The following is a 24,360-nucleotide window of genomic DNA, read 5'->3' on the forward strand; positions in this document are numbered from 1 at the left end:
GTACTGCCGGTGATACGTACTGCTCGGTGGCCTTTCGACTGCGCCACGCTTCGGCAGCCGGCCCCGATCGCCCGTCCTGCGTCCGCTTGGCGTGGAACCCCACTGCCGAACCTCCCGGTGCGCGCGTCCGCAGCCGACGCCTTCACCGAGGTACCGCTCACCTACTCGAACTGCGGGTACTGCGACTGCCGAACTGCGGTACTGCTCACGGCGGCCCCGGTCATCGCGGGCCACCCGGTGCGGCCGTCAGTCCCGTCGCCGTCCTGCGACAACCCTGACTCCGGGACTCCACAAGCGCACCGTCCTGCGCACTGCGACTGCCTGTACTGCGGTACTGCGGCCGGCAGTTCGTCTCTGCCAGGCCCTTCGGTCTCTCTGGGCTACGACAGAAACCATAACCACACCACTACCCGATGTCTACTCTGGCCGGCATAGATTTTCGCGTGGCCGATGCAGAGGTAATCGATCTCGAGTGGCGGCGGGGCGACGCGGACGAGGCCGCCGACACGAGGATCGGCGAGCCATGGGCCGGGAACGCGCCGGAAGGGAAATCCGGCGCCGCCCGGGCGCCGCAGCCGGGCCTGCGGGACGTGCTCCGGGACGCGTGTCTTCGTTCGGGTGAATCGCGGGTGCGCGGGCCCGGGTTGCCGGCACTGTGGCGGTGTCTTTTCGTGGGGTCCACACATTCGCCTCGCGGCGGGTTGTGCGGGCTGGGCCCCGTGGACGGGCAGCAGGGAAGGCGTCGACCGCTCGGTCGGCGTCTTTTCCGCGTCGGTCAGGGGTTCGTCGGTCCCGCCGGGTCGGCGAGCGGCTCGACGGCCCGGATCAGGGTGGTGCCGTGGTGACCGCGTCGAGTTCGCGGGACAGGCGCCGTTCCCTCGACGGCCACAAGGATGCGGTGGGCTGTCACGGTCTTCGGCCGGCGACGTGACCGCCGGGATCGTCGGCCAGTACGACGCACGCGCTGATCCGCTTGCCCACCGTTTCACGGTGCACCGCGAAGCTTCGACACAGCGCCATCACGATCTCCAGACCGTGCCGACCGAGCCGGTCCGGATCGTGCGGGAGGATCGTCGGCGGCGTCGGGTCGCCGTCCCACACGCTCACCTCGACCGCGCCGCCGCGCACCTCCAACGTCAACAGGCACGCGCCCGGCGCGTGTCTGCGGGCGTTCGTCACCAGCTCGCTCACCACCAACTGCACCGTGTCCCACACGCGTTCGGACACCGGCAGCCCGTGCTCGCCCTGCACGTCGCGAAGAATCCCGCGGACCAGACCGCGGGCGAGGGAGACGCTCTCACCCTCCCCGAACACCGCCGACGCCGAAACCACCACCCCCGACGACGACCGCCGACTCCCGCCGTCCCTGGTACGCCCCATGTCGCCCCGCCCCTCCGACACCCCCGACTCCCGATAGGGCCATGCCTCGCGAGCCGCCCCGTCCAGGACCAGCGGGCGCGACGCCGCCGGGCGCGTTGGTCGAGGGTCCGGCGTGGCATTCGGCGGATGGCCGCAGGACGTACGCCCGGGGATGTGGGCGAGCACGACCGGGAGCAGACGGGCGAAGCCGTCGGCCGAGCAGATCAAGGACCCTGAGGCGCCTACCGGCACCTGGTCGGAGACTTCGAGCGGCCCTTCGTGCTCTGCGGGAGGCTGGAGAGGTCGTCGACCTGCGGATCGCGCAGATCGAACGGCTCAAGGACAAGGTCGCGGAGCTCAAAGAACGCCTGACCCAGCGGGACGCGACCGCAGCCGAGCTCCCCAAGTTCAAGGAACTCGCCGTCACGGGCTTGGCCGCACGGCACGACGGGATCGCATGTCGACGGGAACAGACCTGCGGCTCCCGGCCACGTCCGGCACGTGCCCACCGCCCGCCGCGAAACGGCCCGTACGGATCGTACAGCTGAGCCTGACGTCTACCGACGTGTCTCGACACGGCGTGGGAGCCCGTCGACGTGGCCTGCCGCGCTTCCCCGCCGTCCGCACCATGGGCGTTCTTCGCGAGAAGCGACGGCGCCGGGTTTTCGTCAGGCGGCTCAGCGGGTGAAGACGGTGCCGACCAGAACCACGTGGACGGCTGTGCCGCCGAGGATGCTCAGCGGTGCGTTGCGGCGCCACACGTGCAGGCCGATGGTCACGGCCAGGGCGGCCGACGGGGCCAGGGAGCGCGTGTGGGTGAGCGGGAGGCCGCGCAGGCAGTAGACGACCAGGATCAGCATGACGCCGGCGGGCATGCGGGTGCCGAGGTACTGGATGGTCGGGCTGTTGCGCAGGGGTGTGAGGGCGGCGAAGGGCAGGGCGCGCAGGGCCCAGGTGACGGGGGCGGAGACGAGGACGGCGGCGATGAGGTAGGGACTGTCAGGCATGGCGCGGCTTCCTGCGGGTGGTGAGGTGGCGCGCCAGGAGGCCGGCGGTGAAGAGGGTGAAGGCGGCCGGGAGCATCTGGCTCGGAAAGAGGAGTCTCGCGGCGAGGGCGCCGAGCAGGGCCAGTACCGGGGTGGGTATGTCGTCGCGCAGGTTCCGTACGGCGTCGAGGGCGAGGACGGTGAACAGTGCGGTCAGGGCGAAGTCCAGGCCGGTGACGCTCTCCGGGAGCAGGGCGCCGAGCAGGGCGCCGGCGGTGGAGCTGCCGACCCAGTACAGGTGCAGGAAGAGCTGGAGCCACAGGATGCGGCGGCCGGACCAGGAGCGCGCCTGCTCGCCGGTGGTCAGCGCGTATGCCTCGTCGCACAGGGCGTACGTGCTGTACGCCCTGCCGAGGCGGCCGTGCACGCGGTGCAGGGGGAAGGACAGCGCGTAGAAGACATGCCGGACGTTCACCATGAACGCGGACAGCGCAATGGCCGCCAGTGGGGCGGCGGCGGTGACCAGTCCGATGAGCAGAAACTCGAACGATCCGCCGAAAGCGAGCGCGGCGGACAGCCCGGCCCACCACCACGGCAGGTCCGCCTGCGTCACCAGCGCGCCGAAGGCGAGCCCGAGCGGAAGGAACGCCAGACCCACACCGAGGGAGTCCTTGAACGCCGCACGCGCGTGGGACGTCGTCGCGGACTCGAGGGCGGGTGGCGCGGACCGAAGGCGGCCACCGGCAACGACAGAATCTATTCCCATGTATGTAATTGTAGGAAAGTCTCGACCTAATATGGTTGCCAATTATGGCACTATGATTTCCATGTGAGCAATGAACTGCACCTCGATGCCGTTGATCGCGACATTTTGTTTCACCTGCGCCGGGACGGGCGGCTGACCAACGTCGAGCTGGCCAAGCGGGTCGGTCTGACCGCGCCGCCCTGCCTGCGCCGGGTCAAGCGGCTGGAAGAGGTCGGCGTCATCACCGGCTACCGGGCCCTCATCAACCCCGAGGCCCTGGGCCGTGGCCTGGAGGTGCTCCTCGACGTGGAAATCTACGCCCAGGACCGCAAGAGCTTCGAGGAGTTCGAGGACACCGTTGCCTCCTACGAGGAGGTCGTCGAGTTCCGGCGCATGTACGGGCGCCCCGACTACTTCATCCGCGTGGCCGTTGCCGACCACGCCGCCTACGAAGCCTTCCTCACCGGCAAGCTCAGCGGCCTACCCGCCGTCCGGCGGATCGAATCCCACCTGACCATGAAGGAAATCAAGACCGACCGCTAGCCACCCGGCAACATGTTCACCGCGTCGTCCTTGACGGCCGTCGCTTCTCGATCGACGGCCGATCGTCCCAGTCACGCGACCAGGGTCCGGCGGGTAGGAGCCGTCCAGGTGGCGCTGATCCCGGCATGACCCCGAGCGCGTCGTTCGGGACCGTGCAACCGTGGGCTCGGAAAAGTATCGGCGTGATGGCTTCGGTCGTCATGAACCGTTCGCCTACGCCCTCGGTTGCGTCAAAGGACCCGAAGTAGATGACCGGCGTCCTCGAGGATCGTCGCCACGCCCTGGACAAGGCGATGCGGACGCGCGGCGCGTGGCCCGAGGACACCCCGTGGGTGCGCGCCGCGTTCGAGGCGCTGCCCCGGCACGCGTTCGCGCCCGAGCGCCTGTGGGCGCCTCCGGGAGGGTGACCAGCGTGGATGCCTCAGCGGAACTCGCCGACACGGCGGCCGGGAGGCTGGGGCGTGCCCGGGTTCGCGTCGACGTCGCGGTCGGCAACGCGACCTCAGCCGGCCCGCAACGGCCCCCTACGACCGGGTGATCGCCACCTACGCCGTCGACCACGTCCCCTGGGCCTGGATCGAACAGACCGTCCCCGGCGGCGACCTGCCCTTCCCCCTCCTCGGCACGTACAGGGCGGGGAGGCCCTCGGCTTACGGCCTCGACGGCGGCGTACGCGTCGGCGGAGAACATCGGGCGGTCGTCGGCGATGGAGCTGTGGGTGATACTCATGCTTTCCTCGCATGTGGCCCGGAGCCGGCGTCGACGGCCCCGGGCTTCGTGCTGTCGTCCCATAGCCTCCGGGCGGGTCGAAATGCCCGCACCAGCAAGATTGGGGAGCGCTGGGATCAACGGCCCCAACCATGCGTTGCACGGTCCGGAAAGTACCGAGGCCGGCCGCCTGTACGGATCCGCGTCCGCGAGCAGCACGCGTACACCGCGGCTCGCGAACGCCCGGGCCGGCCCGGCCGCGACGGTCGAACGCCCCACGCCGCCGTGTCCGTTGCGCCCGACGACCGGGCTGCGGCCGTCGAACGAACCGGCGCTGCCGAGTCGGGCCCACTCCGTGCCGGAGATCGCGGCTTCGCGGAACTACCGCGGGTAGGGCCGTGGGCCGCGTCAGGGCCGGCTCGGGCGCGACCGGACGGGCCCGGGACCGGGCTGTGTTCCTTCGCGCCGCTCGACGAGGAGGGTGTTGAGTGCGGCGCGCAGAATCGCCGTGTCGACGTCGAGCAGAATCGGCAGCTTCACGGGCGGCAGCGGGCCGGCGGCGCCGCCGCGTTCGACCAGCACGTAGCTCCGCGGTGCCCGCCCCGCGGCGATCCCGGTCCGGAACTCGGCCACGTCCTCCCACGCCACGACACGCCGCCCGCGGACCGCGATGCCGTCCGCGTCCACCCGCAGCCGCACGCGCGGCACGACCAGCCACACGATCCACACGACGACGGCCACCAGCAGCACCGCCACGACCGGGACGAACACCTTCGGCATGTCCGGACTCGGACTCGCGAACGACCCCGCCATCGCCGCGAGCAACGGCACCGTGCAGCCGGCAACGGCCGCGAGGGCCTTCGTGGAGGTCCGCGCCTCGAACCCGCCGTCGCGCCGAACGCCGTCGACGACGCAACGCATCGCTTGCCATTCGTCCAGCGGACTGCGCACCATGCGGCCACGCTAGCCGCACCCCTCAGACCTCCCCTCGTCCACCCCCGCTCACCCTCCCCCTCGCCGACGCCACCTGCGTTCCCTGCGGACAGCGGCCGCCCTCGAGCGCTGCCCGGCGCTGCTGCGGACTGAGTGATGGGGCGCGGCCATCGAACTTTCCTCGCGTCATGTATCGGAACGGGCCCGTCCTCGCCCCATGTTCGGGCCATTGTTCCCGGACGACGACGGTCGTCGTCATCGGACGGCCAATGCTGTCGACAAGCATGGTTCCTTGGGCGCCGCCTCGGGAACGGGCTTTCGTTCTCCGTCGGGCTTTTCACGAAGACGCCGTGTCGATCCCGGTAGCCGGTGGCCGGCGCCCCGCCCGACTGTTGTCGGTCGGGATCGGTAGGTCATGGCACGGCCGTCGGCGACCTTGCCCTCCCATTCGGGTCCGACGGAACCGGACGACACGGGGAAGCAGCGAAACGCCGCGCCGACCGGCAGCCGTCATGTTCCCGGATTTGCGGGGGTATGAATGGTGATCGAAGTCGACCCATGGGGATTGCCGGGCGTATATCGACCGGAAAGCCCTGGGGGCCTCCCGGCGGCGCGAGACCGGGCAGGTCCGCTCAGCCTTGAGGCCCCCACGGCGCGCAGGCCGCTTCAGCTCCCCAAGCTCGGCCGGGTGCGGTTACAGATGCGCGGCCAGGAACGGCAGGACGACGTCGGCCATCTCGTCGGGCACTTCCTCCGCGAGGTCGTGGCCGGCGTCGAATACGTGTCCGGTGACGTCGTGGGCCATGAGCCGCATCTGGGACTCGTTGCGGTCGCCGATGAACGCGGATCCGCCGAGCGCCAGGACCGGGATGTCCAGCTTCTTCTGCGCGGCCCGCCGGTTCTGTTCGGCGTCGACGAGCATCGCCCGGTAGATCGAGAGCATCGCGCGGATTCCGCCGGGCATGGAGTAGCAGCGCACGTATTCGTCGACCGCGTCGGAGCCGGCGCTGTCGGGATGGCTGCGCTCGAACTTGATCATGTAGGTGATCAACTCACGCTCGTGTCCGGCGATCAGCATCTCGGGTACGTCCGGCTGAAAGTAGAAGCCCAGATGCCACAGGTGCATGCCACCGGCGACATTCTCGGGAGTGAGGGCCGTGTGGTCCTCGAAGCCGAATCCGGGGAACAGGGCCTCGGTGAACACGAGGGCGGTGACGTGGTCGCGGTGGCGGGCGGCGAGTTGGTAGCCGATCACCGCTCCCCAGTCCTCGCCCGCCACGGCGTACGTCTCGTGTCCGAGGTGGGTCATCAACTCGGCGATGTCGTCGCTCATCGTCGCGGAGTCGTAGCCGTCCGCAGGACGGGCGGAGTCGCCGAGGCCGCGCAGGTCAGGAACGACAACGGTGTAATGGGGCGTCAGCTTCGGGACCAGGTGGCGCCAGTGGTAGCCGGTCTTGGGCACACCGTGCAACAGCACCACCGCTGGGCCGGACCCGGCCGTCCGGTAATGCAGACTCGTTCCGTTGACGATGGCACGGCCCGTGCGGACGGGCATTCCGTCGTGGTCGAACATCATGTTCTCCAACCTTTCTGTCGTACTTCGCGATACGGGTGTCAGGGGGCTTGCGGAGGGTCGACGACAGTCACCAGGCGACTCGGTCCGGTGCCGTCGGTGGTTGTCCGGGCAGCGAACGGGCCGGCGGAGCGCAGAATGACGTTCTCCGGGTAGAGCCGGCCGAGCAGGGCCGGCAGCACGAGGTTGTCCTGGCCGGTGGCGTCCAGGGTGACGTCGCCTGCCTGCGTCCACACCAACCCCGGTGCGCGCAGTGCGGACCACACAGCCGCGGTGCGAGGCGCGGCATCGGTGTGCGCGTCGTCCGCGGCGGGGTCCGGCCGGTGGGCGAAGCGGTGGCCGCGCAGGGCCTGGCCGAGGTCGACGTGGGCGGTGGTGCCGTCGTGGGTGATCTCGATGCGCGCGGTGCGGGTCCCGTCGTCGACCGGCCCGGTGCCGGTGCGGGCGGTGAGCGGCCCCGACACGGTGCCGGCGGGCGGCAGGTCCTCTACGAGGGTGCGGGGTGCGGCGTAGTAGTCCTGCACCTCGGCGACGTACGTGGCGGTGTCTTCGGCGGCCGGGTCGGTGCGCCAGGTCAGCAGGTGCCGTGGTGCGGTCAGGGGCTGGCTGGTCGAGGACGGCGGGCAGGGCGGTGCCGCCGCTCGCCTCGAAGCCGTAACCGGCCGGGCCGGAGGTGCCGGTGACGACTCGGCGGGCGAAGTCCACGATGCCGGCGTGCCGGATCTGACGGACCAGCAGTTCGGTGAGGAACGCGTCGCGGGCCGGTTCGGTGTGCCGCAGACCGGTCGGGGTGATCAGGAGCGGAACGTCCTGCCAGTTGGTGAAGGGCAGCAGGGCGTCGCGCAGCAGGACCATCTGGTGCAGCCACTCGTTGTAGAGCTGCATCGTGACGGGCCCGCCGCGCCGGCCTCGGAGCAGATCGGCCGCGAGAGGGGTGAGCAGGTGGCCGTAGCAGTGGCTGCGGACGACCAGCGGTCCGGCGGGCAGCGGAATCCGGCTGATGACCAGCCTCTCCAGGGCCGAGGCGGCCCAGGAGGCGAGCTCCCGGCCGATCGTCTCGGCCTGCCCGCCCAGTTCGCGCGCCGCCGAGGCGCTGTCCGGGCCGATGCCCAGCGGCAGGGAGGTCTCCCGGGCGCCGAGTGCGAGTGTCGCGCGGACCTGATCCTCCAGCACCTTGCCGTCGGCGCCGGTGAGGGCGTTGTCATCGATGATGCCCTGCAACAGCGGCTCGGTGGCGGTGAAGAAGTCGCGGGCTGTCAAGGTGGTACCGGCCGCAGGAAAGGCGTTCCAGCGGCTACCGCCCAGAGTCGGCGTGCTCGGGATGGGCGCGGGGGGCATGCGTCCTCCGAAGTCTTCGATTGAAGCAGGGCGGGGTCGCCGGATCCCGTGTTCGGGCGGGCAGGCGACTTTTCTGGATCATCTGATACAGATTGCGGTCATGAAAAAGGGCTCTGTCTCCAAAAGCGTGAACGATCTTCGAGTCGCGGGATCAGACGGGGTGAACCGGGCCTGGAACAGCGCCGATTCCTCGCCGCCGTCGCCAAGCAGCCGCGGCGGCCCGGGAATTCACGCCGGCGGAAACGGAGACTGAAAAAATCAGTCGAGGGCGGCCAGCGCGACCTCCACGAGGGGTTCGAGGGCGTGAGCGTCCGGGGTGATCTTCGCGGAGACCAGCAGTCCGTTGAGGAAGGTGACGAGGAAGGCGGCGAGGGTGTGCGGGTCGCGTCGCGTCGCGATCTCGCCCCGCTCCGCCGCGACCCGCAGCACCTCGGCAAGCGCGTCCCGACTGGCATCCTGCATGTCCCGCACGGTGCGCCGGATCGCCGCATCCTTCGGCAGGCGCTCACAGGCGGCGTTGACCACCAGGCAGCCCCGGCCGTCGTCTTCCACCGCGATCCGGACCCGCTCGACCAGCATCGTGCGGATCGCCGACCGGGCGTCCGTCCCCTCCTCCAGGCTGCGCAGGGCGGCCGCCGCGAGGGTGGTGCGGTAGTGCTCCAGAGCCGCCCGGTACAGGCCCTCCTTGTCGCCGAACGCGGCATACAAGGATCCCTGCCCGATCCCCAACTGCCGGGTCAGGTCGCGTACCGAAGTCGCCTCGAAGCCACGCCTCCAAAACAGTTCCATCGCGCGGCTCACCGCCGCCTCGGTGTCGAACTCCCGGGTCCTTGCCATGACCCCACCGTAACGTATCTGGATCGATTGCTCAAGAAAAGGGATCGCGTCCTGACCACGCACCGCTACACAGGCCATACGCCCGCTCCGGCGTCGGCTCGGTCGCCCGACACGAGGGGTGGCACGGCCTTCCTCCCGGGCCATTCGCAGCCGGGCGCTGCACGGTACGCGGTGATCCTCGGGCGGCGGCTGCCGCGAGCCGCAGGTATCCGGGCGTCAACACGCCTCGGCCCTCCAACTCCAGGAGGCGGGCGACCACTTGCTCCCGAAACGCGGCCGCCGGCACCACGCCGGTTGCCCACCCGTGGCCCTCGGGCGTCCCGGTCACCATCGCTCCCCCGTTCCCTCCCGACCGGGCCCGGGGCGCAGGGCGACCCGGCCATCGAAACACCGGCTTCCTCCGGAGAGCCGGAAACCGCGTCACGGTGACCCCGAAAACGGCATACCGACGACGCGGGCAGGACGTCCCGGTAAAAACCGGACAGCGGGCGGTGCAAGGGGAAATTGCAGAACACCGACCCGCGGAACGTCGTTCCCACGACAGAACCCACGCGGCCACCACGACACCCAACCGCAACTTCACACCCGTCGACCACCGGGCGTTCCTGGCCTCACCCGCCGGCCGTCGGAAAGGACGCGGGGTCAGGAACGACACGACCGACCCCCGAGCACGGCTCCGACGCACAAACACACCGCCCACCAAGGGAATTCTGGATCGCGATGCGCGGCCTTCTCAAACCCTGCAACACCGCAGGTCAACCGACCCATCGCCGAAAGGCACACCACCATCCCAGACCGAAACCCCAGGCCACCAGGCACAGACCAACACTCTCAATCGGTGCCGCACCCCACGTGGACGCGACCACGACCGGCTCCCGACGATCCGCATCCACTTCGCCGCCAGGGCTGCGTCGTTCTCGCGGTGGCGCCCGGGTTGATGAGTACACGTGCATGTGTGGGGCTTGCCGCCGGGGTCCACAATGGACCGTTTGCAACCATTTGAGAAATGGTTCATAATGGTTCAAGGATCTGAACCGTATAGGTCGATCCTCATGGTTCTCGATCGACCTGATGCGTCGTTACGGCACGGGACCTCGGGGTGTCGACGGGATCAAGCTCGGGACCTGCCGGAAGCCGATCGAATGGCATACCGAAAACCTGAAAACGGTTTCGGATCCTACGCAGCGTCCTGTGGGGGTCACGGTCTGGAGGTTCCTCCCATGAACACCCGTCTTGCCACCCGCCCGGCACCCGCTCCGCGCGACGGGCGTCTGGTGATGATCCCGCTCGCTGCGGGCCTGGGTTCCGTGCCGTATGCACGTCGGCGCGCCGTGGAGGTGGCACGGTGCTGGGGCCTGGCCGACGACGATGTCGAGGCCGTTCGCCTCGTGGTTTCCGAACTCGTCGGGAACGCGGTCCGGCACACGTGCGAGTGCGACGGCCGCGATCGAGAAGAACGGTCCGGCAGGAGTTCGCCGGCCATCCGTCTCTCCATGTGGACCATCGACGGGCTTTTGGTCGTGCAGGTCGGCGACGACAGCCCGAGGCCGCCCATGGTCGGCCTTGGAGCACAGGACGATGAGCACGGGCGTGGGCTCTTCCTGGTCGCCGCGGAGGCCGAACAAGTCGGCTACCACCGGACTCCGGGGGGCGGCAAGGTCGTGTGGGCGGCGCGCGCGGTGTGTATGGGCGCGGTCGCGGCAGGCTGCTCGTGACGGGAGTGTCCCGGGTCCTCGGCGCTGTCGCGGCGAGGACCCGGGACACGTCCGTCAACGCCCTGTGAACCGCGGCTGCGTCTTGTTCAGGAATGCGTCCACCGCTTCTCGGTGGTCCGCGGACTTGCCGACACGGAGCTGAAGGGCGCTCTCCTTGGCGAGCGCACTCGCAATCGGTAGCGTGGCCGAGCACGCCAGCGCCTCCTTGATCGCGGCGAACGCCACGGTCGGCCCCGCCGCCAAGCGTCGGGCGAGGTCGTTTGCCGCCGTTGCGACGTCTTCGGCCGGCACGATCCGGTTGGCAAGTCCCAGCTCCAACGCCTGCGACGCCGAAATCGTCTCGGACAGCATCAACAACTCGATCGCCCGAGCGTGCCCCACAAGCCTGGGCAGGGTCCATGACGCTCCCGAGTCGGCGGCGAGCCCGATGCCCGCGAACGCCAGGTTCAACGTCGTGGTCTCGGCGAGGATGCGGAAGTCGCAGGCGAACGCGAGTGCCGCGCCGGCGCCTGCGGCCACACCGTTGACGGCCGCGATCACCGGCTTGCGCATGGTGGTCAGGGCCATGACCAGGGGGTTGTAGTGCTCGGCGACGGTGGCGAAGGCCGCCTGGGCGCTGCGGTTGAGCTGTTCGCGATGCTGTCGGAGGTCCTGCCCCACACTGAAGGCGCGTCCGGCGCCGGTGAGCACGACCGCCCGCACGTCCGCATCGCCGGCAGCCCGGGCCAGGGCATTGCGCAGTGCCACCTTCGTCGCGTTGTCCAAGGCGTTGAGGGCGGCTGGTCGATCGATGGTCACCGTGGCTATGGCGTCCACGCACTCGTATCGGACGAACTCGGTCATGGCCGTACTCCTGGGTCGCGATGGCGCTTGGCGAGCCAACTCGTTCATTTCGAAGGGCGCGGCGCTGCCGCGCGTGATGGATGGTCAGGTCGCTTGGATGCGCAGCCCGCCTTCGTCCTGGGCGTCGCGCAACTGGGTGTGGATGGTCATGCGGGTCCGGTCCGCGCGGAACAGATCGTGGGACAACTCGAAGCTGCCACCGTGGCGGTCCGCCGCCACCCGGACGACGGAGATCAGTGGCGCGCCCGGCTCGACCTCCAGCACCCGGGCTTCGTCCGCGGTGGCGGCGACGACCTCGATCTCCTCGGTGACGTCGGCGGGTGTGACGCCGTAGTGCTCGGCGATGAGCTCGTACACGGATCCGCCGAGGGGGCGTTCGAGGAGGCCGGGGAAGTAATCGGCGACGAGTTGTGCGTGCTCGAGGCTGATCGGCCGGCCGTCGGCGAGACGAAGGCGTACCAGGTCGAACACAAGGTCGCCGGACGACAGGCGGAGCCGGCGGGCGGTGTCCTTGTCCGCCCCGCGCATCGCGGTGGACAGGACGTTGGTGCCGGCTTCGAAGCCCTGTCGGCGCAGGTAGGCCGGCACGCCGACGGCTGTGGAGAGGTTGCGTTCGGCTTTGCCGTGGCTGACGAATGTGCCGCCGCCGCGGCCGGGCACACGGCGCACGACGCCGCTTTGCTGCAGGGCGTCGAGTGCGTGCCGCAGGGTGGATCGGCTGACGCCGTACTGCTGGGCGAGGTCGCGTTCTCCGCCGAGCTTGTCTCCGGGTCGGAGCAGGCCGCTGCGGAGCTGCTCGAGGATGCGGCGGCGTACGTCCTCGGCGGTGCCGGGCGTCGGGGCTGGGGCTTCGTCATGTTCGATGGACACAACTATGGTTTACACCATTTCCGGATTCGGTTGCCTTCGGTACCCCCAACGGCTGTGCGGTCGCCGACGGAACCGGATGCGAGTGTCAGGCCTCTCGCTCCGAGGATTCCTCGAGCACCACGCGGCCGATCAGCGCGAACCGTTCGGGCGCCCGGACCTTCGTGTAGAGCGCGAGGACGACGCCGAGCACGGCGACACCGAGCACGAGGTAGGGGATCATCCGAAAGATCGTGGTCTGTGACGCGGCGCCGCCCGCCGTGTCAAGGTTTTGGAAGAGCAGGATCACCACGTAGATCATCGCGATGCCGCCCAGCAGTGGCGCCGCGAACGTGCGGAGCGGGTGGGCGGTCTCGGGGTGCATCCGCCGCACGTGGAAGTAGCCGATGACGGCTGCGGAGCTGAGGATCTGGACGATGAGGATGGCCATCGTTCCCAGGACGGACAGGACGACGAAGAGGTCGAGGTAGGGGTCCTTGCCGGCCAGCGCGAAGCCCAGGACCAGCGTCGCGGCGATCCCGCACTGGACGTAGCTGGCGACGTGGGGCGAGCCGTGTTTCGCGTGTGTGGCGCCGAGGGTGCGCCGAGTGCCGGGCACGATGTCTTCCCGACCGATGGCGTACAGGTATCTGGCCGCGCAGTTGTGGAACGCCATGCCGCAGGCGAACGAGCCGGTGACGAGCAGGATTTGGAAGAGGGTCACCGCCCAGTCGCCGAGCAGGACGCGCGTCGGTCCGAAGAGCAGTTCGGCCGGGGAGCCGCCGCCGGCTATGCGCACCGACTCGTCGAGACCGTTGGCGGCCACGACCATCCAGGAGACGAAGACGTAGAAGATCCCGACGCCGACGACCACCACCATGGTGGCGATGGGGACGATGCGCTTGGGGTCGCGGGACTCCTCGCCGTACATCGCGGTCGACTCGAAGCCGACCCACGACCAGAAGGCCATGAACAGGCCGAGGCCGACGCTTGCGCCGGCGACTCCCGAGGCGGCGTCGAAGGCGTTCAGGGGGTTGATCGCCTGCGGTACGAAGCCGTCCGGGCCGCCTCCGTCCACGAGTATCGCCACGGCGAGCGCGGTGAGGATGAGTACCTCCGAGACCAGGGCGAGGCCGAGGACCTTGCTGGTCAGGTTGATGTCGAAGTGCGACAGCACGGCGTTGAGCGCAAGCATGAGCAACGCGTAGAAGAGCCAGGGCAGGGAAACGCCGAAGAGGTCGGCCACGGTCTGCTTCGCGAAATAGGCGAACAGGCCGGTCAGCGACGCCTCGAACACGATGTAGGCGACCGTGGCGAGCAGTCCTGCGCACATGCCCGCGACTTGGCCGAGCCCGTGCGAGACGAAGCCGTAGAACGCGCCTGCCGCGGTGATGTGCCGCGCCATGGCCACGTAGCCCACGGCGAAGACGGTGAGCACGATGGTGGCCACGAGGTAGCCGGCGGGAGCGCCGGTGCCGTTGCCGAAACCCACGGCCACCGGCACGTTGCCGACCATCGCGCTGATGGGTGCCGCGGTGGCGACGGCCATGAACACCACGGCCACGAGACCGACCGCATTGGGCCGCAGCCGCTGCATGTGTTCTTGCGGGTCATGCTCGGGCGTGGGAGGCGTCGTTCTCGAACCAATATCTGTCATTGCATCGACCTTTCAGAGGATACGGTCGGCATTTTGGTCGCCTACGACGGAGTACCCCTGGCAAATACTGCGTTTTGCGAAGATTCATCAGGGGGGATATCGGCGATGGTGCCACCGGTGCGCAAGGTCGGGCAAGGCTTTCGCGGCATACGGTTGAGTTGTTCGTAGTGTTGACAACCGTTAAGCCAATCGGTACACATACGGTATGAACCAAAACGACGGCCTGGACGCGGTCCACCGATCGAGGAAGGAGTGATGATGCGCGACTACGGCTTCGTCTCCTACGCGTCGAGAGACGACTTCTTCGATCGCTCCCGCGCCGCATGGAACCCCGGCAAGACGCAGTTCTGGCTGGACCAGGGCGTCGACCTCGTCATCGACCGCCGGGACGGGTACCACCTCTGGGACGCCGACGGCCGAAAACTGATCGACGCCCACCTCAACGGCGGCACCTACAGCCTCGGCCACCGACACCCCGAACTCGTCGCGGCCATGAACGAGGCGATGACCCATTACGACGTGGGGAACCACCACTTCGCGTCGGTCGCCCGCACCGCGCTGGCGGAACGCCTGCTCGCCACCTGCGACGGCAACATGGGCAAGGTCATCTTCGCCGCCGGCGGAGGCGAGGCGATCGACATCGCGCTCAAGACCGCCCGGCACGCCACCAAGCGCCGCAAGATCGTGTCCATCCGGAACGCGTTCCACGGCCACACCGGACTCGCCGTCAACGCCGGCAACCCGCGGTTCTCACGATTGTTCCTGGTCGACGAGCCGTCCCAATTTCCCCAGGTCGACTTCAACGACCTGTCCGCGATGGAGTCGGCGCTGCGGGGCGGCGACGTCGCCGCGGTCCTTGTGGAGACGGTGCCGGCCACCTACGGCTTCGTGATGCCCGAGCCGGGATACCTCGCCGGGGTCAAGGACCTGTGCGAACGGTACGGGACCGTCTACATCGCCGACGAGGTGCAGACCGGGCTGATGCGCACGGGCGAGATGTGGGGCATCTACAAGGCCGGAGTCTCGCCGGACATCCTGGTCACGAGCAAGGGCACCGCGGGAGGCCTCTACCCCCTGGGCGCGGTCATCGTCGCCGACAAGGTCGCGGGCTGGCTGGACGAGGACGGCTTCGGCCACATCTCGACCTTCGGCGGGGCCGAACTCGGCTGCATCGTCGCCATCAAGGTCCTGGAGATCTGCGGGCGCCCCCAGACCAAGGCGACCGTCGCCTCGATCGCGGCCCGTCTGGACCGCGGCCTGGCCGACATCCGGTCCGATCATCCGGACTTCTTCGTCGGCATCCGACAGAACGGCTTGGTGATCGGCCTGGAATTCGACCACCCCGTGGGCGCCCAACTCGTCATGCGAGCGCTGTACGAGAACGGCGTCTGGGCCATCTTCTCCACACTCGACACCCGTGTCCTCCAGTTCAAGCCGGGGTTGCTCATGTCTCCTGAACTCGTCGACGACCTGCTCGAACGCCTCCATACGGCAGTCGGCCAAGCCCGCAACGCCGCACGCGTCGCCTCCGGGCAGGCCGCGTGAGCGCCCAGCCGGCCCAGGCCCGCGCGACGGCTTGGGGCCCGGATCCGGCCGCACAGGCTCGAACCCTGCTGGAGCGCGCGCGGTGGGCGGCCGACGAATTCGCCTCATTCGACCGCGCCCGGGTCGACCGCATCGTTCGAGCCGCCGCGCAGGCCGGGCACGACAACGCTGCCCGCTACGCCGAGTGGGCGGTGCAGGAAACCGGGTTCGGCGTGGTCGTCGACAAAATCACCAAGAACGAGGCGTGCTCGCTGGGTCTCCTGGCGCGCTACGGAGACGAAGACCACGTCAGCGCCCGCCACGACGCGGACGCCAAGATCCTTGAAGTCCCCCGCCCCGCCGGCGTCGTCGTCGCGCTGACACCGTCGACCAACCCGGTGTCGACCGTCTACTTCAAGGTCATGCTCGCCCTGATGACACGGAACGCCATCGTCATCAGCCCGCACCCCGCGGCCAAGGCTGCCAGCGCGGACGCCGCCCGCACGCTCCATGCGGCGGCCGTGGCGGCGGGAGCACCCGCCGACGTCGTACAGGTCGTCGACGAACCGACGATCCCCCTGGTGGACGCCCTCATCACCGATCCCGGCTGCAGCATCGTGCTGGCGACCGGGGGAACGCCCATGGTGCGTGCCGCCTACGGCTCGGGGAACCCCGCCCTCGGCGTCGGGCCCGGCAATGTGCCCGTGCTCGTCGACGCCACGGCGGACCTCGTCGCGGCTGCCCAACGCATCGTCGCCAGCAAGGCGTTCGACAACTCCCTGCTGTGCACCAACGAATCGGTGCTGCTGGCCGAAGACTCCATAGCGGCGGACCTGTTGCGCGCACTCGACAAGGCCGGCGCGCATGTGTGCGACCCGGTCGAGCGCGACCGCCTGAGGGCCTGGCTCTACCCCGAGGGCCGCCTCCGCACCGCCGCCATCGGCCGGGACGCCGCCTGGATCGCCGAGCAGGCCGGATTCCGCATCCGCCCGGGCAAGCGTGTGCTCGTCGCGCCGTTCGAGCGCCCCTTCGAAGAACCCCTCACACAGGAAAAGCTCTGCCCCGTCCTGGGATTCCACCCGGTATCCGACGCGGCCCACGGCATCCGGCTGGCTCGGCTGCTGCTGCGCCGGGGCGGACGCGGACACTCCGCCGCCATCCACAGCAGCGATCGCGCCGCCATCATGGCGTTCGGAGCGAACGTGGAAGCCATGCGCATCAGCGTCAACGTCGGCGCCAGCCTGGGCAGCTCGGGATTCGAGACCAACCTCGCACCGACGATGACCATCGGCACCGGGTTCGTGGGCCGCAGCTCGCTCGGCGAGAACCTCGAACCCCGCCACCTCGTGCAGTACACGCGTGTCGCGTACAACCGTGACGCCGACGTCGCGTTCGACGACTTCACCGGCCTCCAGCCGTGGACCGCCCGGCCCACGTCGCCCGCGGCACGCACGGCCACACACGACACCGCCCGGCCGGGTGGTGCGGCCCAGACCCCCGACAGCCGGGTGGGCCGTCAGGAACTCGACCTGCTGCGCGAAGAAATCCGCCGGCTCGTCCGCACCGAGCTGCAAAGCGTGCTGGGAGCCCACCATGGCTGAGCTGCGCTCGTTCATCTTCATCGATCAACTCCAGCCACAGACCATGTGCTATCTCGGCACGTTCGTGCGAGGCAGCCTGCCCCGCACCAACATGTCGGCGCAGATCATCGAAGTCGCCCCAGGCCTGGACATCGAGCCGCTGACCGACGTCGCACTGAAATACGCCGATGTTCAGGCCGGCATCCTGGTCGTCGAGCGGCAGTTCGGCTACCTCGAAATCCACTCACGATCCACGGACGCCGTGCGTTCGGCCGCCGACGCCATCCTGCAGGCACTGGGCGCGGATCCGTCCGCCGTGCCCACCCCGACCATCCTGGCCGACAAGACCATCACGAGTATCGATCCACGGCACGCCTTCCTGATCAACCGGAACAAGTCCGGCTCGATGGTCCTGCCGGGCGAGTCACTCTTCACCCTCGAAGTCACCCCGGCGGCGTACGCGATCCTCGCCACGAACCAAGCCGAGAAGGCCGCCGACATCAAGGTCGTGGACTACCGCATGATGGGCGCCACCGGGCGCGTCTACCTCAGCGGCACCGAATCCGACGTCCGCATGGCCGCGGAGGCCGCGCGCGAAGCCGTGCGAGCCAGGCCATGAACAGCACGCCGCCGGCCATCGGCTTGTCGACCGTCGGGACCTCATGGGACCAACTGCGCGGCCTCGTCGCCGAGGCGGTCCGCGAAGCGGTCGCCGAATTGACCGCCGCACCGAATCACGAGAGTTCACCGCCTTCTCCCGCCGCCGCACCGACCACCGTCGAGCCGGACAACCGCCCCGTGGTACTTCGGGACGACGCGGACCTCGCGAGTTTCGTACGACTGCTGCTCGATCTCGCCGCAACACCCGGGGGACGCGCAGCCCTCGACGACCGCAGGATCCGGTTCCGGCTCGACAACGGTGACCCTGCCCGTACCGACAATGCCGAGCCTGCACAGACACAGGGCGTCCATCGGATCGAGCGTGGCGCCGTCGGCGAGGCCGTGGTCACCGCGGCGGCTGCCGCCGGACAACACATCGTCGCCGGCCCCCGCGCCGTCATCACCCCCTTGGGGCGGGACACGGCCCGCAGGCTCGGCGTTCGGATCGACCGGGAGGAGGCCTGATGCGCATCGGCACCGTCACCGGATCCGTCTGGTCGACCCGACGCGTCGCCGGCGTCCCGTCGGGCGCGTTCCTGACCGTGGAATTCGACGCACCGCCGGAGCTGATCATCGCGTTCGACGTCCTGGGAACCGGTGTCGGGGAACGCGTACTCGTGGCCCAAGGCATGAGCGCCGCCCGCCGGTTCCCCGACAACGCCCCGATCGACGCCTTGATCATCGGATCCGTCGACGAGACTTCCACCACCCACCGCAACTCCTGAACACGAAAGTTGGGACCCTCATGTCCGACGCCATCGGAATGATCGAAACCCGCGGCTACGTCGCGGCGTTCGCCGCCGCAGACGCCATGGTCAAGGCCGCGAACGTGACCATCATCAGCCGCGAGGAGGTCGGCGACGGCCTGGTCGCAGTCGTCATCAACGGCGATGTCGGCGCCGTCAAGGCCGCCGCCGACGCCGGTGCGGACACCGCCGCCCAGGTCGGCGAACTCGTCTCCGTCCACGTCATCCCCCGCCCCCACCCCGAAGTGAACCGACACTTCAACGGTGGCGGAACCACCAACGGCTGAGCGCCATGACAACCACCTCCGACGAGCCGACGGCGGGCGCCCCACGGCGGCGCCCCCGCGCGGCGGCACAGGACCGCACAGCGGCCCAGTCTGCCGCGCCGCCGACCGAACTCCGCGTACACCTGACCCTGCGCAGCCTTCAGCGGCAGTTCGCCGCGTACTTGGGGACCCCCACTCGAGCGCGCGGCTATCCGCCTCTGGAAGGCGACCACGCCCTGATCATCGAAGTGGCCCCGGGGCTGGCCATCGAGCGTGTCATCGACCTGGCACTCAAGGCGGTGCCCGCCGCGGAGCCCGGGCTGCTCTTCGTGGAACGCCAGTTCGGCATCCTTGAACTGCACACCAAGAACACCGATGATCTGGAGCGCGCCGGCGCCGCCATCCAGGCCGGGATCGGCCGCGCCCCGTCCGACCAGCTCAAGCCCCGCGTGTTGTACACCGACGTGATCGAGAACGTCACCGACCAGCACGCGGTCATCTTGAACCGCACCCGACAGGCATCCATGATCCTGCCGGGGCAGACGCTGCTGGTGATGGAGATGACCCCCGCGCTGTACGCGGCCCTGGCGGCGAACGAGGCGGAACGCGCGGCGCCGAAGAACACCCTGGTCGACGTGCAGATGATCGGCGCCGCCGGACGCGTCTACATCAGCGGCACCCTGGAAGGGGTCACCACTGCACGCCACGCGATCGACGTGGCACTTTCGGCCATCGAAGGACGTGACCACTGAACCGACGACCCAGTCCCCCGACTCCACCGACCCTCCGACTGCCCGCGCCCCAGGAGAAGGCATGTCCCCCGAAAGACCCGGGTTCGACCGCGACGACACACCCAGTGCCGTCTCCGCTGAACCGTACGACTCCCTGGCACGCCGTGTCCTGCCCGCCTACGGCATCGACCGCGACACCCCGCTCGAACTGCTGAACCTCTCGGAGAACGCGACCTATCGCGTGCACGCCGGGCCGGGCTCGGCCCCACGCATCCTGCGTGTGCACCGCCCCGACTACCACTCGGCCGCCGAGATCCGGTCCGAACTGGCCTGGGTCGAGGCACTCCGCAACGACACCGAGATCGCCACCCCGGAGCCGATTCCTACTCTGGACGGCCGCCTCGTTGTCGGCGTCGAGCCGCTCACCGCCGGGGGGCAGCGGCGCCATGCCGTCCTCTTTCACCTCATCCCCGGTGACGCTCCGGACGAGAACGTGCCCGCTCCGCAGTTCGAACGGCTGGGAGAAATCACCGCGCACCTGCACCGGCACGCCGAAACGTGGACGCCTCCCGCCGGGTTCACGCGGATGCGCTGGGACCTCGCCACGACGCTCGGCACGCGCGCGCACTGGGGACGGTGGCGGGACGGGCCCGGCGCCACCGGCGAGGTCCGCCGGGTGCTCGCGGACACGGAAGCGATCATCCAACAACGGTTGCGGCGATACGGAACCCGCGCGAGCCGATTCGGGTTGATCCACGCCGACCTCCGGCTGGCCAACCTTCTCGTGCACGGCGACCGGACCGCCGTGATCGATTTCGACGACTGCGGTTCCGGCTGGTTCCTCTACGACTTGGCCGCCGCCCTCACCTTCCTCGAAGACACCCCGCAGGTCCCCGACCTCATCGACAGCTGGCTCACCGGTTACCGGCGGGTCCGCGCGCTCACCACCGAAGACGAGAACGAGATCCCCACCTTCATCATGCTTCGACGCCTGATGGTCGTCGCCTGGCTGGGCTCGCACCCCGATACCGACCTCGCGCGGGCCAAGGGCGCGGGGTTCACACGCGCGAGCGCCGAACTCGCGGACCGATACCTCGGTACACAAAACCGATGGTGGCGCGCCCGCCGGCCGACAACCATCGACCTCGGCACCGCGGATTGATCGAGTCCATGCCGCCGGCGCCTGGGCCCGACTCTCATCCGGGCGTCGCCGCCGCCCTCTCCTCCTCGCCGACTGATCGGAGGCGACTCGGCAGCCGGCCTACGCAGCCGACCGACAGCGTGAAGCACGCACTGTCGCCGGCTGATACGTCAGGGGGCACCGACGTCCCGGACGTCATGCCATCGCAAGCCGTGAACCGCCCGGATGCGGAACAATCGCGCCGGGAGTCGAACGGCTGCTTCCGGACAAGCCACCGACGACAAGACCATCCGACCGAAACCACCCCAACCACCCCAGGAGCATTCATGACACTCCCATCCATGGACGGCCGCCGTGTCGTCGTCACCGGCGGCTCGAAGGGCATCGGCAAAGGAATCGCCGCCGTCTTCGCCCGATCCGGAGCCCACGTGGTCATCACCGGCCGCAACGCCGCCGACGTCCACGCGACCGCGACGGAACTCACCGCCACCGGTGGGAAAGTCATCGGCATCGCGGCGGACGTCGGCGACCCGGCGGCGATCTCGCGGCTCGCCGACGACGCGGTCGAGGCGCTGGGTGGTGTCGACGTCGTCTGCTGCAATGCGGGCATCTTCCCCAACGCTCGGCTGACCGACCTCACCGCCGAGCGCATCGACGAAGTCTTCGACGTCAACCTGCGTGGCACCATGCTCACCGTGACGGCCTTCCTACCCGCCTTGCGGAGCAGCTCGTACGGTCGCGTCGTGGTCACCTCGTCCATCACCGGACCCGTCACCGGCTACCCCGGCTGGAGCCACTACGCGGCCAGCAAAGCCGGACAAATGGGCTTTGTGCGGGCCGCAGCCCTGGAGTTGGCCCCCCAGGGCATCACGATCAACGCGTTGCTCCCCGGCAACGTCCTCACCGAGGGCGTGACGGAACTCGGTCCCGACTACGTCCGCGACATGGCCCGGTCCATTCCGATGGGCAGGCTCGCGACGAGCGAGGAGATCGGCCACGCGGCGTTGTTCCTGGCCTCCGAACACGCCGGGTTCATCACCGGCCAGGGGCTGATCGTCGACGGCGGCCAAGTGCTCGCCGAGTCGCTGGACGCGATCACCACCGCCGGCGCCTGACAAACGCCTGACAAACGCCTGACGAACACAATCAACGGCCCGCCCGGCACCGGGCCGCCACCCGTGCACGCCCGCCCGGCTCCATGCCGCCCGACCGCGCCACTGGCCTCCGCCCACCCGGCGATGGTCGTGGTGTGGGTGGTGGGAGCGGGTGTCGGAGCCGGGCGGGTCGGCTCGGCGGTGGGCCGGCAGAACAACAGGAACGCCGTCCGAGTGGCCGTCGGAGTCGCGTTCGGCGAGGAGGTCGAGAGGCCGGGGTGGAACTCGACACCGGGCTGCGCATCGTCGCGTGGTGTTGTCGGGGTGTCGGGCGGGGCGGGTGGGGTGGTTGTCGTTCCTTCTCGTGACCTTGTTACCAGGTCTGTGACAGCGGTGTCGTGGTGCGACAACTCGGGTGTCCCCGGGTCCGGCCGACGCGGTGATCTGCACCGACCGGCCGATCACCACCGGGGCCGCCGAAAAGGCCGAGCCCCGCGAGTCCGGTCCCGTTCGGCTACGTCTTCGTTGCACCGGCGCGCTCCTCGAAGTTGCCGTACGGGTCGTGCCGCTCGACGAGTCGCCGGCCGAGGGGCGGCGGGTGACTCGTGCGCGGTGCTCACCGTGCGCAAGACTGTTCGCTCCATGACACCCTGCCGAGGAGCAAAGATGTCACGTGTGAGGAAGACCGTACCCGCGGCGATGCTGGCGGCTTTGGCGCTGTCGGGCATGGGAGCCACACCCGCAACAGCGATCGGAGGCTTACTCCCCCACCCCGGGCCGGATGGTCTGGTGTGGGTGGAGGAGAGCACGGGGGACGGTGGTGTCGTATCAGGGGGCGCCTCGGAACAACTGCCGACCATACTCACCGTCGCCTGTGAGGGCGGCGGCAGCGTGGCAGTGACGATGCACTCCCGGGACGCGGAGGTGGCCGCGTTCACCGTGGATTGCCCCGCCGGCGCCATCGGCATGAACTCGGCGACCATGGATCCGGGCATCGTGCGATCGGGGTCCTTCACCGTGGGGGTCGACGCCTCGGCACAGGCACTGCGATGGGCGCTGACGGTAACCCAACCGGAGTAGCAAACGCCGTCGGTCGGCGGGCGTTGCCGGGGCCGCCGGAGAACGGTCTGGTGACCCGCTGCCCGCCGACACGCGCGCTACGGCGGCGAAAGATGGTCGTCGTCCCACCGACTTCCGCGACGCGATCGGGTTCACCGACACGTGGCGTCCGCGTCCGGATGTGTCGAAGTCGATCCGGCCCGGCCAACGGGCGATCCGGTCGGCTTGCTCGTGGCGGTCTGTCGGTGCCGATGGCGGGTCATCGGTCGAAGGCAATGAGGAAGGGGCATTTCCCATCGGCGAACTCGCCACGCTCGCACCGGTAGCGCTCAAGCGGGATTCGGTATCGACCACATCATCGGAGATCCCAGACGGTCGCCTCGATGTTCATTTCGGAAGGACCGGGCATGTCGATCACCTTGATGTAGCCGAGGCGACCGTCCAGGGTCTTGAGACAGGCCATGGAGCCCGCTCGAACGGTCAGCGCGCCGCGAGCCAACCGGGTGCTCATGGCGGAGCATTGCCGATAATCCGGCGGAGCGCCGCCGTCCCACGCGGCGATCGCGGGGGCGACCACCCGACCGGGGTGACAGTCGCATTCGAGGCCGAGGTCGCCGATGACCGCGTTGGCCGGCGGAACACTGTCGAGCCACCAACCCGTGGGCGCTCCGTTGCTGTAGAGAAGGAGCGTGCCGTGCCAACGCTCGCGAACGGTGGGCGGCGCAGGCGGATCGGACGGCGCCGAGGAGGTGGGTGTCGGGCGGGGGGTCGTGGAAGAGACGACGGGCCGTGGCGGGGTCCGGTCGGGGGTGGGTGAAGTGGGGACGGACGGCGTCGGGTTCGGGTCGGCGGCGGGCGAAGTGTAGGTCGAGGAGGGCGACCGGACCGATTCGTTCGTCGCGTCGTGCCGCGAGCCCGTGGTCGCCGCGTTCGGGAGGAGAAGGATCCCCAGTCCCAGCACGACTGCGATCACCCCGACGACGGCCGCGCGAAGCCGTCTCGCGCGGCTCTGTCGCGGGTCCCGAGGGAGGAGCACATCGGCGGGCGGCCCGTCGAGGTGGGCGCGGTTGTGGACCCAGGGGCGTCGGGTGACGGCGTTCTGCCCGAACTGCTGCGGTGCCGGGCAGCCCTGCTCGCGCAGACGGTCGTGTACGTGTCGCCAGATCCGGTCCACGCTCAGGGTCGGGCCCGCCCCGTGGATCCCGTTCTCCAGGACGTCCACGAGGGCCCCGGTGAAGTCCGGGTACGCGGCGTCGGGCGGAGCGAACGAGCGGCCGGTGCTCGACGCGGAAGTCAGCAGGCAGGCCCCGGGGCCGTCCCTGTCCCCGTCCCCGTCCTCGGACAAGGAGTGCCTCAGGTCGGTTCGCGTGAGTGTTCCGGGGCCCATGGCGCCGGCCAGGCCGCTGTAGCAGCAGTCGAGCAGTACGATCCGGGAACTCGTCCGATGCGCCGAACGGTTCAGCACGTCGCGCACGC

22 protein-coding genes and 4 pseudogenes are annotated in these 24,360 nt (G+C 69.4%); 14 read left to right on the forward strand and 12 right to left on the reverse strand.

What is annotated here, in order from left to right; genetic code table 11:
• Positions 1 to 906: 906 nt before the first annotated feature.
• From ACH4U8_RS42065 to ACH4U8_RS42075, 3 genes are all read right to left on the reverse strand, one after another.
• The gene (locus tag ACH4U8_RS42065; RefSeq protein WP_395783610.1) at positions 907 to 1,380 is read right to left on the reverse strand and encodes an ATP-binding protein; all 474 of its coding nucleotides are present in this window, start codon (positions 1,378 to 1,380) and stop codon (positions 907 to 909) included.
• Positions 1,381 to 2,036: 656 nt separating this feature from the next.
• Entirely contained in the window at positions 2,037 to 2,366 is a 330-nt protein-coding gene (locus ACH4U8_RS42070; RefSeq protein ID WP_395783612.1) for a branched-chain amino acid transporter permease, read from the reverse strand.
• Positions 2,359 to 3,003 carry an AzlC family ABC transporter permease gene (locus ACH4U8_RS42075; protein WP_379991832.1) on the reverse strand — a complete coding sequence of 215 codons (645 nt, stop codon included), beginning with the start codon at positions 3,001 to 3,003 and terminating at the stop codon, positions 2,359 to 2,361. The genes ACH4U8_RS42070 and ACH4U8_RS42075 overlap by 8 nt, the downstream gene beginning before the upstream one ends.
• Positions 3,004 to 3,174: 171 nt before the next feature.
• Between ACH4U8_RS42075 and ACH4U8_RS42080 the strand changes: the two genes are divergently transcribed.
• The 3 genes and pseudogenes from ACH4U8_RS42080 to ACH4U8_RS42090 form a co-directional block, all read left to right on the forward strand.
• Complete coding sequence (locus ACH4U8_RS42080; protein WP_360322296.1) at positions 3,175 to 3,633, forward strand: Lrp/AsnC family transcriptional regulator; 459 nt, start codon at positions 3,175 to 3,177, stop codon at positions 3,631 to 3,633.
• A 248-nt stretch (positions 3,634 to 3,881) separates the two neighbouring features.
• Entirely contained in the window at positions 3,882 to 4,040 is a 159-nt protein-coding gene (locus ACH4U8_RS42085) for a hypothetical protein (protein ID WP_379991824.1), read from the forward strand.
• A 115-nt stretch (positions 4,041 to 4,155) separates the two neighbouring features.
• Positions 4,156 to 4,239 (forward strand): annotated as a pseudogene (locus ACH4U8_RS42090) (hypothetical protein); the annotation flags it as partial.
• A 306-nt stretch (positions 4,240 to 4,545) separates the two neighbouring features.
• Here the strand turns inward: ACH4U8_RS42090 and ACH4U8_RS42095 are convergent.
• The 5 genes and pseudogenes from ACH4U8_RS42095 to ACH4U8_RS42115 all read right to left on the reverse strand — a co-directional run.
• Positions 4,546 to 4,707, reverse strand: a pseudogene (locus tag ACH4U8_RS42095) (hypothetical protein); the annotation flags it as partial.
• A 42-nt stretch (positions 4,708 to 4,749) separates the two neighbouring features.
• Positions 4,750 to 5,295: a hypothetical protein gene (locus ACH4U8_RS42100; RefSeq protein ID WP_395783614.1), complete on the reverse strand. Its 546-nt coding sequence runs from the start codon at positions 5,293 to 5,295 to the stop codon at positions 4,750 to 4,752.
• Between the two features lie 673 nt (positions 5,296 to 5,968).
• Positions 5,969 to 6,850 (reverse strand): alpha/beta fold hydrolase, encoded by an 882-nt coding sequence (locus tag ACH4U8_RS42105; RefSeq protein ID WP_395783616.1) that lies wholly within the window; start codon positions 6,848 to 6,850, stop codon positions 5,969 to 5,971.
• A 38-nt stretch (positions 6,851 to 6,888) separates the two neighbouring features.
• Positions 6,889 to 8,185: pseudogene (locus tag ACH4U8_RS42110) on the reverse strand (hypothetical protein).
• Positions 8,186 to 8,443: 258 nt separating this feature from the next.
• Positions 8,444 to 9,022 (reverse strand): TetR/AcrR family transcriptional regulator, encoded by a 579-nt coding sequence (locus tag ACH4U8_RS42115; protein ID WP_395783618.1) that lies wholly within the window; start codon positions 9,020 to 9,022, stop codon positions 8,444 to 8,446.
• A 1,220-nt stretch (positions 9,023 to 10,242) separates the two neighbouring features.
• Here ACH4U8_RS42115 and ACH4U8_RS42120 point away from each other — a divergent pair.
• Entirely contained in the window at positions 10,243 to 10,737 is a 495-nt protein-coding gene (locus ACH4U8_RS42120; protein ID WP_395783619.1) for an ATP-binding protein, read from the forward strand.
• A 54-nt stretch (positions 10,738 to 10,791) separates the two neighbouring features.
• Here the strand turns inward: ACH4U8_RS42120 and ACH4U8_RS42125 are convergent, their stop codons facing one another.
• The 3 genes from ACH4U8_RS42125 to ACH4U8_RS42135 all read right to left on the reverse strand — a co-directional run bounded on the left by ACH4U8_RS42125 (position 10,792) and on the right by ACH4U8_RS42135 (position 14,023).
• Positions 10,792 to 11,580 carry an enoyl-CoA hydratase/isomerase family protein gene (locus ACH4U8_RS42125; protein WP_395783621.1) on the reverse strand — a complete coding sequence of 263 codons (789 nt, stop codon included), beginning with the start codon at positions 11,578 to 11,580 and terminating at the stop codon, positions 10,792 to 10,794.
• An 84-nt stretch (positions 11,581 to 11,664) separates the two neighbouring features.
• The gene (locus tag ACH4U8_RS42130) at positions 11,665 to 12,450 is read right to left on the reverse strand and encodes a GntR family transcriptional regulator (RefSeq protein ID WP_395783623.1); all 786 of its coding nucleotides are present in this window, start codon (positions 12,448 to 12,450) and stop codon (positions 11,665 to 11,667) included.
• Positions 12,451 to 12,535: 85 nt separating this feature from the next.
• Positions 12,536 to 14,023 carry an APC family permease gene (locus tag ACH4U8_RS42135; RefSeq protein WP_360322703.1) on the reverse strand — a complete coding sequence of 496 codons (1,488 nt, stop codon included), beginning with the start codon at positions 14,021 to 14,023 and terminating at the stop codon, positions 12,536 to 12,538.
• 315 nt (positions 14,024 to 14,338) lie between these two features.
• On the opposite strand from ACH4U8_RS42135, the gene ACH4U8_RS42140 reads away from it, so the two are divergent.
• The 10 genes from ACH4U8_RS42140 (at position 14,339) to ACH4U8_RS42185 (ending at position 22,905) form a co-directional block, all read left to right on the forward strand.
• Positions 14,339 to 15,628, forward strand: coding sequence for an aspartate aminotransferase family protein (locus tag ACH4U8_RS42140; RefSeq protein ID WP_395783625.1), 1,290 nt, complete (start codon positions 14,339 to 14,341; stop codon positions 15,626 to 15,628).
• Positions 15,625 to 17,208, forward strand: a complete 1,584-nt coding sequence (locus ACH4U8_RS42145) for an aldehyde dehydrogenase family protein (protein WP_395783627.1) — start codon at positions 15,625 to 15,627, stop codon at positions 17,206 to 17,208. Before ACH4U8_RS42140 ends, ACH4U8_RS42145 begins: the two co-directional genes overlap by 4 nt.
• Positions 17,201 to 17,806 carry a BMC domain-containing protein gene (locus tag ACH4U8_RS42150; RefSeq protein ID WP_360322697.1) on the forward strand — a complete coding sequence of 202 codons (606 nt, stop codon included), beginning with the start codon at positions 17,201 to 17,203 and terminating at the stop codon, positions 17,804 to 17,806. Before ACH4U8_RS42145 ends, ACH4U8_RS42150 begins: the two co-directional genes overlap by 8 nt.
• The gene (locus tag ACH4U8_RS42155) at positions 17,803 to 18,312 is read left to right on the forward strand and encodes a hypothetical protein (RefSeq protein ID WP_360322695.1); all 510 of its coding nucleotides are present in this window, start codon (positions 17,803 to 17,805) and stop codon (positions 18,310 to 18,312) included. Before ACH4U8_RS42150 ends, ACH4U8_RS42155 begins: the two co-directional genes overlap by 4 nt.
• The gene (locus ACH4U8_RS42160; protein ID WP_360322693.1) at positions 18,312 to 18,572 is read left to right on the forward strand and encodes a EutN/CcmL family microcompartment protein; all 261 of its coding nucleotides are present in this window, start codon (positions 18,312 to 18,314) and stop codon (positions 18,570 to 18,572) included. The genes ACH4U8_RS42155 and ACH4U8_RS42160 overlap by 1 nt, the downstream gene beginning before the upstream one ends.
• A 20-nt stretch (positions 18,573 to 18,592) precedes the next feature.
• Complete coding sequence (locus tag ACH4U8_RS42165; protein ID WP_020555964.1) at positions 18,593 to 18,880, forward strand: BMC domain-containing protein; 288 nt, start codon at positions 18,593 to 18,595, stop codon at positions 18,878 to 18,880.
• Positions 18,881 to 18,885: 5 nt separating this feature from the next.
• Positions 18,886 to 19,611, forward strand: coding sequence for a microcompartment protein (locus ACH4U8_RS42170; protein WP_395783629.1), 726 nt, complete (start codon positions 18,886 to 18,888; stop codon positions 19,609 to 19,611).
• A 61-nt stretch (positions 19,612 to 19,672) separates the two neighbouring features.
• A complete protein-coding gene (locus ACH4U8_RS42175; RefSeq protein WP_395783631.1) occupies positions 19,673 to 20,752 on the forward strand; it encodes a phosphotransferase enzyme family protein in 1,080 nt (359 codons plus the stop codon).
• 305 nt (positions 20,753 to 21,057) lie between these two features.
• The gene (gene fabG, locus ACH4U8_RS42180; protein ID WP_395783633.1) at positions 21,058 to 21,846 is read left to right on the forward strand and encodes a 3-oxoacyl-ACP reductase FabG; all 789 of its coding nucleotides are present in this window, start codon (positions 21,058 to 21,060) and stop codon (positions 21,844 to 21,846) included.
• 645 nt (positions 21,847 to 22,491) lie between these two features.
• A complete protein-coding gene (locus ACH4U8_RS42185) occupies positions 22,492 to 22,905 on the forward strand; it encodes a hypothetical protein (RefSeq protein ID WP_395783635.1) in 414 nt (137 codons plus the stop codon).
• A gap of 334 nt (positions 22,906 to 23,239) precedes the next feature.
• On the opposite strand, the pseudogene ACH4U8_RS42190 reads toward ACH4U8_RS42185, so the two are convergent.
• Positions 23,240 to 24,360 (reverse strand): annotated as a pseudogene (locus ACH4U8_RS42190) (hypothetical protein); the annotation flags it as partial.

It is taken from the genome of Embleya sp. NPDC020886, from assembly GCF_044333915.1.
Taxonomy (GTDB): domain Bacteria; phylum Actinomycetota; class Actinomycetes; order Streptomycetales; family Streptomycetaceae; genus Embleya.

Coding starts and splice junctions, on each gene's coding strand:
- ACH4U8_RS42065 (WP_395783610.1), bottom strand. CDS start 1,380: ATGGGGCGTACCAGGGACGGCGGGAGTCGGCGGTCGTCGTCGGGGGTG.
- ACH4U8_RS42070 (WP_395783612.1), bottom strand. CDS start 2,366: ATGCCTGACAGTCCCTACCTCATCGCCGCCGTCCTCGTCTCCGCCCCC.
- ACH4U8_RS42085 (WP_379991824.1), top strand. CDS start 3,882: ATGACCGGCGTCCTCGAGGATCGTCGCCACGCCCTGGACAAGGCGATG.
- ACH4U8_RS42100 (WP_395783614.1), bottom strand. CDS start 5,295: ATGGTGCGCAGTCCGCTGGACGAATGGCAAGCGATGCGTTGCGTCGTC.
- ACH4U8_RS42105 (WP_395783616.1), bottom strand. CDS start 6,850: ATGATGTTCGACCACGACGGAATGCCCGTCCGCACGGGCCGTGCCATC.
- ACH4U8_RS42115 (WP_395783618.1), bottom strand. CDS start 9,022: ATGGCAAGGACCCGGGAGTTCGACACCGAGGCGGCGGTGAGCCGCGCG.
- ACH4U8_RS42120 (WP_395783619.1), top strand. CDS start 10,243: ATGAACACCCGTCTTGCCACCCGCCCGGCACCCGCTCCGCGCGACGGG.
- ACH4U8_RS42125 (WP_395783621.1), bottom strand. CDS start 11,580: ATGACCGAGTTCGTCCGATACGAGTGCGTGGACGCCATAGCCACGGTG.
- ACH4U8_RS42135 (WP_360322703.1), bottom strand. CDS start 14,023: ATGCAGCGGCTGCGGCCCAATGCGGTCGGTCTCGTGGCCGTGGTGTTC.
- ACH4U8_RS42140 (WP_395783625.1), top strand. CDS start 14,339: ATGATGCGCGACTACGGCTTCGTCTCCTACGCGTCGAGAGACGACTTC.
- ACH4U8_RS42150 (WP_360322697.1), top strand. CDS start 17,201: ATGGCTGAGCTGCGCTCGTTCATCTTCATCGATCAACTCCAGCCACAG.
- ACH4U8_RS42155 (WP_360322695.1), top strand. CDS start 17,803: ATGAACAGCACGCCGCCGGCCATCGGCTTGTCGACCGTCGGGACCTCA.
- ACH4U8_RS42160 (WP_360322693.1), top strand. CDS start 18,312: ATGCGCATCGGCACCGTCACCGGATCCGTCTGGTCGACCCGACGCGTC.
- ACH4U8_RS42165 (WP_020555964.1), top strand. CDS start 18,593: ATGTCCGACGCCATCGGAATGATCGAAACCCGCGGCTACGTCGCGGCG.
- ACH4U8_RS42170 (WP_395783629.1), top strand. CDS start 18,886: ATGACAACCACCTCCGACGAGCCGACGGCGGGCGCCCCACGGCGGCGC.
- ACH4U8_RS42175 (WP_395783631.1), top strand. CDS start 19,673: ATGTCCCCCGAAAGACCCGGGTTCGACCGCGACGACACACCCAGTGCC.
- fabG (WP_395783633.1), top strand. CDS start 21,058: ATGACACTCCCATCCATGGACGGCCGCCGTGTCGTCGTCACCGGCGGC.
- ACH4U8_RS42185 (WP_395783635.1), top strand. CDS start 22,492: ATGTCACGTGTGAGGAAGACCGTACCCGCGGCGATGCTGGCGGCTTTG.